Source organism: Neisseria sp. P0008.S002, from assembly GCF_051962805.1.
GTDB classification, from domain to species: Bacteria; Pseudomonadota; Gammaproteobacteria; order Burkholderiales; family Neisseriaceae; genus Neisseria; species Neisseria perflava.
In genome coordinates, this window is record NZ_JBQCUY010000012.1 from 1 (window position 1) to 5,979 (window position 5,979).

General features: G+C 49.8%; 1 protein-coding gene, 2 tRNA genes and 3 rRNA genes. All 6 read right to left on the bottom strand.

The features are described from left to right. Positions 1-129: ComEA family DNA-binding protein (locus ACTHSA_RS10665; RefSeq protein WP_440367869.1), on the bottom strand; the 129-nt coding region annotated here is incomplete at its 3' end. Between the two features lie 317 nt (positions 130-446). Further along, positions 447-560 (bottom strand): 5S ribosomal RNA (rrf, locus tag ACTHSA_RS10670). A gap of 96 nt (positions 561-656) precedes the next feature. Next, positions 657-3,545: ribosomal RNA gene (locus ACTHSA_RS10675) — 23S ribosomal RNA — on the bottom strand. Between the two features lie 348 nt (positions 3,546-3,893). Then, positions 3,894-3,969: transfer RNA gene (locus ACTHSA_RS10680), tRNA-Ala, on the bottom strand. A gap of 5 nt (positions 3,970-3,974) precedes the next feature. Next, a tRNA-Ile gene (locus ACTHSA_RS10685) sits at positions 3,975-4,051 on the bottom strand. A gap of 105 nt (positions 4,052-4,156) precedes the next feature. Further along, a 16S ribosomal RNA gene (locus tag ACTHSA_RS10690) occupies positions 4,157-5,697 on the bottom strand. Together the 16S, 23S and 5S rRNA genes with 2 tRNA genes alongside form the textbook arrangement of a ribosomal RNA operon. Positions 5,698-5,979 lie beyond the last annotated feature (282 nt).

Below are 5,979 nucleotides of genomic sequence, written 5' to 3' on the forward strand. Positions count from 1 at the left end.
TTTCGCCTTAGCCGGGCCGATACCCGGCAATGCCTCCAGTTCGGCAGAAGAGGCCGTATTGACGTTCACGGCAGCCAAAGAGAATGCCGTACACACGGCGGCAAAGACACCAAATAAAAATTTCTTCATCAGGGTTTTCCTATAACGTGTTGGATTGAATCAACCGGGCCGTCTGCAGGACGGTTTTCCCCACCCCGCCGACACTGCCACACGACAGTAGAACACGGCCCTATTCCATATAAATGCATACGACATAATAACGCAAATACCGTTCGATTTCAAATATTCTAAACAGTTAACCGTAACTTTCGGCACTTTATGTTCAAGAATAACAACATAGTTATCATCCTTTAATTTAAACAACAAGAATGCACGAGTCATCAAACCGACAGAACCGACAGGCATGTAAAAAGCCCCCGACATCAGTCGGGGGCTTCGGAATGGGTGTTTGGCGGTGACCTACTTTCACATGGAAGAACCACACTATCATCGGCGCTGAGTCGTTTCACGGTCCTGTTCGGGATGGGAAGGCGTGGGACCAACTCGCTATGGCCGCCAAACTTAAACTGTTACAAATCGGTAAAGCCTTAATCAATATATTTGGTGATGACTGAATCAGTCAGTAAGCTTTTATCTCTTGAAGTTCTTCAAATGATAGAGTCAAGCCTCACGAGCAATTAGTATGGGTTAGCTTCACGCGTTACCGCGCTTCCACACCCCACCTATCAACGTCCTGGTCTCGAACGACTCTTTAGTGTGGTTAAACCACAAGGGAAGTCTCATCTTCAGGCGAGTTTCGCGCTTAGATGCTTTCAGCGCTTATCTCTTCCGAACTTAGCTACCCGGCTATGCAACTGGCGTTACAACCGGTACACCAGAGGTTCGTCCACTCCGGTCCTCTCGTACTAGGAGCAGCCCCCGTCAAACTTCCAACGCCCACTGCAGATAGGGACCAAACTGTCTCACGACGTTTTAAACCCAGCTCACGTACCACTTTAAATGGCGAACAGCCATACCCTTGGGACCGACTACAGCCCCAGGATGTGATGAGCCGACATCGAGGTGCCAAACTCCGCCGTCGATATGAACTCTTGGGCGGAATCAGCCTGTTATCCCCGGAGTACCTTTTATCCGTTGAGCGATGGCCCTTCCATACAGAACCACCGGATCACTATGTCCTGCTTTCGCACCTGCTCGACTTGTCGGTCTCGCAGTTAAGCTACCTTTTGCCATTGCACTATCAGTCCGATTTCCGACCGGACCTAGGTAACCTTCGAACTCCTCCGTTACTCTTTGGGAGGAGACCGCCCCAGTCAAACTGCCTACCATGCACGGTCCCCGACCCGGATTACGGGTCTGGGTTAGAACCTCAAAGACACCAGGGTGGTATTTCAAGGACGGCTCCACAGAGACTGGCGTCTCTGCTTCAAAGCCTCCCACCTATCCTACACAAGTGACTTCAAAGTCCAATGCAAAGCTACAGTAAAGGTTCACGGGGTCTTTCCGTCTAGCAGCGGGTAGATTGCATCTTCACAACCACTTCAACTTCGCTGAGTCTCGGGAGGAGACAGTGTGGCCATCGTTACGCCATTCGTGCGGGTCGGAACTTACCCGACAAGGAATTTCGCTACCTTAGGACCGTTATAGTTACGGCCGCCGTTTACTGGGGCTTCGATCCGATGCTTGCACATCTTCAATTAACCTTCCAGCACCGGGCAGGCGTCACACCCTATACGTCCACTTTCGTGTTAGCAGAGTGCTGTGTTTTTAATAAACAGTCGCAGCCACCTATTCTCTGCGACCCTCCAGGGCTTACGGAGCAAGTCCTTAACCTTAGAGGGCATACCTTCTCCCGAAGTTACGGTATCAATTTGCCGAGTTCCTTCTCCCGAGTTCTCTCAAGCGCCTTAGAATTCTCATCCTGCCCACCTGTGTCGGTTTGCGGTACGGTTCGATTCAAACTGAAGCTTAGTGGCTTTTCCTGGAAGCGTGGTATCGGTTACTTCATGTCCGTAGACACTCGTCGTCACTTCTCGGTGTTAAGAAGACCCGGATTTGCCTAAGTCTTCCACCTACCGGCTTAAACAAGCTATTCCAACAGCTTGCTAACCTAACCTTCTCCGTCCCCACATCGCATTTGAATCAAGTACAGGAATATTAACCTGTTTCCCATCGACTACGCATTTCTGCCTCGCCTTAGGGGCCGACTCACCCTACGCCGATGAACGTTGCGTAGGAAACCTTGGGCTTTCGGCGAGCGGGCTTTTCACCCGCTTTATCGCTACTCATGTCAACATTCGCACTTCTGATACCTCCAGCACACTTTACAATGCACCTTCATTGGCCTACAGAACGCTCCCCTACCATGCCAGTAAACTGGCATCCGCAGCTTCGGTTATAGATTTGAGCCCCGTTACATCTTCCGCGCAGGACGACTCGACCAGTGAGCTATTACGCTTTCTTTAAATGATGGCTGCTTCTAAGCCAACATCCTGGCTGTCTGGGCCTTCCCACTTCGTTTACCACTTAATCTATCATTTGGGACCTTAGCTGGCGGTCTGGGTTGTTTCCCTCTTGACAACGGACGTTAGCACCCGCTGTCTGTCTCCCGAGGAACCACTTGATGGTATTCTTAGTTTGCCATGGGTTGGTAAGTTGCAATAACCCCCTAGCCATAACAGTGCTTTACCCCCATCAGTGTCTTGCTCGAGGCACTACCTAAATAGTTTTCGGGGAGAACCAGCTATCTCCGAGTTTGTTTAGCCTTTCACCCCTATCCACAGCTCATCCCCGCATTTTGCAACATGCGTGGGTTCGGTCCTCCAGTACCTGTTACGGCACCTTCAACCTGGCCATGGATAGATCACTCGGTTTCGGGTCTACACCCAGCAACTGTTCGCCCTATTAAGACTCGGTTTCCCTACGCCTCCCCTATTCGGTTAAGCTCGCTACTGAATGTAAGTCGTTGACCCATTATACAAAAGGTACGCAGTCACACCACAAGGGTGCTCCCACTGTTTGTATGCATCAGGTTTCAGGTTCTATTTCACTCCCCTCCCGGGGTTCTTTTCGCCTTTCCCTCACGGTACTGGTTCACTATCGGTCGATGATGAGTATTTAGCCTTGGAGGATGGTCCCCCCATATTCAGACAGGATTTCACGTGTCCCGCCCTACTTTTCGTACGCTTAGTACCACTATTGAGATTTCGAATACGGGACTATCACCCACTATGGTCAAGCTTCCCAGCTTGTTCTTCTATCTCGACAGTTATCACGTACAGGCTCCTCCGCGTTCGCTCGCCACTACTTGCGGAATCTCGGTTGATTTCTTTTCCTCCGGGTACTTAGATGGTTCAGTTCTCCGGGTTCGCTTCGCTTATCCTATGTATTCAGATAAGGATACCTCCTAAGAGGTGGGTTTCCCCATTCGGACACCGCGGGATCATAGCTTTATTGCCAGCTCCCCCACGCTTTTCGCAGGCTTACACGTCCTTCGTCGCCTATCATCGCCAAGGCATCCACCTGATGCACTTATTCACTTGACTCTATCATTTCAAGAACCTCTTTGACTTCGTTTGCCTACCCGTTGACTAGGGAAGCAAACTTGAAATTCCTACTTTGATAAAGCTTACTGCTTTGTTGTGTCTTAATCCTGCCTTTTGTGTTTCAGGATTAAGTCGATACAATCATCACCCAAATACTGTGTTTGTTTCCTTTTCTCTTGCAAGAGATTTTTCATCCTTTGCAAAGAACAAAAAATTAAAACAAACTCATTGTCTTTGTTTGTTGATTTCGGCTTTCCAATTTGTTAAAGATCGATGCGTCAATATTTCACTTCGCAAATCAAAATAAGCTGCTAAGTATAGCAGGCTTCCTTTGATTTGTAAAGTTCTTGGTGGAGGCAAACGGGATCGAACCGATGACCCCCTGCTTGCAAAGCAGGTGCTCTACCAACTGAGCTATGCCCCCGTTCTTGGTGGGTCTGGGAGGACTTGAACCTCCGACCCCACGCTTATCAAGCGTGTGCTCTAACCAGCTGAGCTACAAACCCGGATTCTCTTCTTAAGCGAATCTTGTCTTCACTCAAGCTTTTCTCTTCCGCATCTTTTACAGTTTACCGATAAGTGTGAATGCATCAGGCCTCTTCTTTCTCTAGAAAGGAGGTGATCCAGCCGCAGGTTCCCCTACGGCTACCTTGTTACGACTTCACCCCAGTCATGAAGCATACCGTGGTAAGCGGGCTCCTTGCGGTTACCCTACCTACTTCTGGTATCCCCCACTCCCATGGTGTGACGGGCGGTGTGTACAAGACCCGGGAACGTATTCACCGCAGTATGCTGACCTGCGATTACTAGCGATTCCGACTTCATGCACTCGAGTTGCAGAGTGCAATCCGGACTACGATCGGTTTTGTGAGATTGGCTCCACCTCGCGGCTTGGCTACCCTCTGTACCGACCATTGTATGACGTGTGAAGCCCTGGTCATAAGGGCCATGAGGACTTGACGTCATCCCCACCTTCCTCCGGCTTGTCACCGGCAGTCTCATTAGAGTGCCCAACTAAATGATGGCAACTAATGACAAGGGTTGCGCTCGTTGCGGGACTTAACCCAACATCTCACGACACGAGCTGACGACAGCCATGCAGCACCTGTGTTACGGTTCCCGAAGGCACTCCTCCGTCTCTGGAGGATTCCGTACATGTCAAGACCAGGTAAGGTTCTTCGCGTTGCATCGAATTAATCCACATCATCCACCGCTTGTGCGGGTCCCCGTCAATTCCTTTGAGTTTTAATCTTGCGACCGTACTCCCCAGGCGGTCAATTTCACGCGTTAGCTACGCTACTAAGCAATCAAGTTGCCCAACAGCTAATTGACATCGTTTAGGGCGTGGACTACCAGGGTATCTAATCCTGTTTGCTACCCACGCTTTCGAGCATGAACGTCAGTGTTATCCCAGGAGGCTGCCTTCGCCATCGGTATTCCTCCACATCTCTACGCATTTCACTGCTACACGTGGAATTCTACCTCCCTCTGACACACTCTAGTCACCCAGTTCAGAACGCAGTTCCCAGGTTGAGCCCGGGGATTTCACATCCTGCTTAAGTAACCGTCTGCGCTCGCTTTACGCCCAGTAATTCCGATTAACGCTCGCACCCTACGTATTACCGCGGCTGCTGGCACGTAGTTAGCCGGTGCTTATTCTTCAGGTACCGTCATCAGCTGTCGGTATTAGCAACAGCCTTTTCTTCCCTGACAAAAGTCCTTTACAACCCGAAGGCCTTCTTCAGACACGCGGCATGGCTGGATCAGGCTTGCGCCCATTGTCCAAAATTCCCCACTGCTGCCTCCCGTAGGAGTCTGGGCCGTGTCTCAGTCCCAGTGTGGCGGATCATCCTCTCAGACCCGCTACTGATCGTCGCCTTGGTAGGCCTTTACCCCACCAACTAGCTAATCAGATATCGGCCGCTCGAATAACGCAAGGCCCGAAGGTCCCCTGCTTTCCTCCTCAGAGAATATGCGGTATTAGCTAATCTTTCGATTAGTTATCCCCCATTACTCGGTACGTTCCGATATATTACTCACCCGTTCGCCACTCGCCACCCAAGAAGCAAGCTTCTCTGTGCTGCCGTCCGACTTGCATGTGTAAAGCATGCCGCCAGCGTTCAATCTGAGCCAGGATCAAACTCTTATGTTCAATCTCTAACTTATAACTTCTGGTCTGCTTCAAAGAAACCGACAGGACAATGTCTAAAACATCATCTTGTCTGTCTTTCAAACAGTGTGAGGCCTAATGCACTCACACTTATCGGTAATCTGTTTTTTAAAGAGCGAATCGAATTATACAGTACATTTAGCAAATGTCAACTAAAATTATCGAAAATTCTAACTAACTGTGTTATACTGTCTGCTTCGTTTTCTTCACCGCGTCAGCAGCGAAGAACCGAACTATACGCCTACCTACAAAACCAGTCAACAC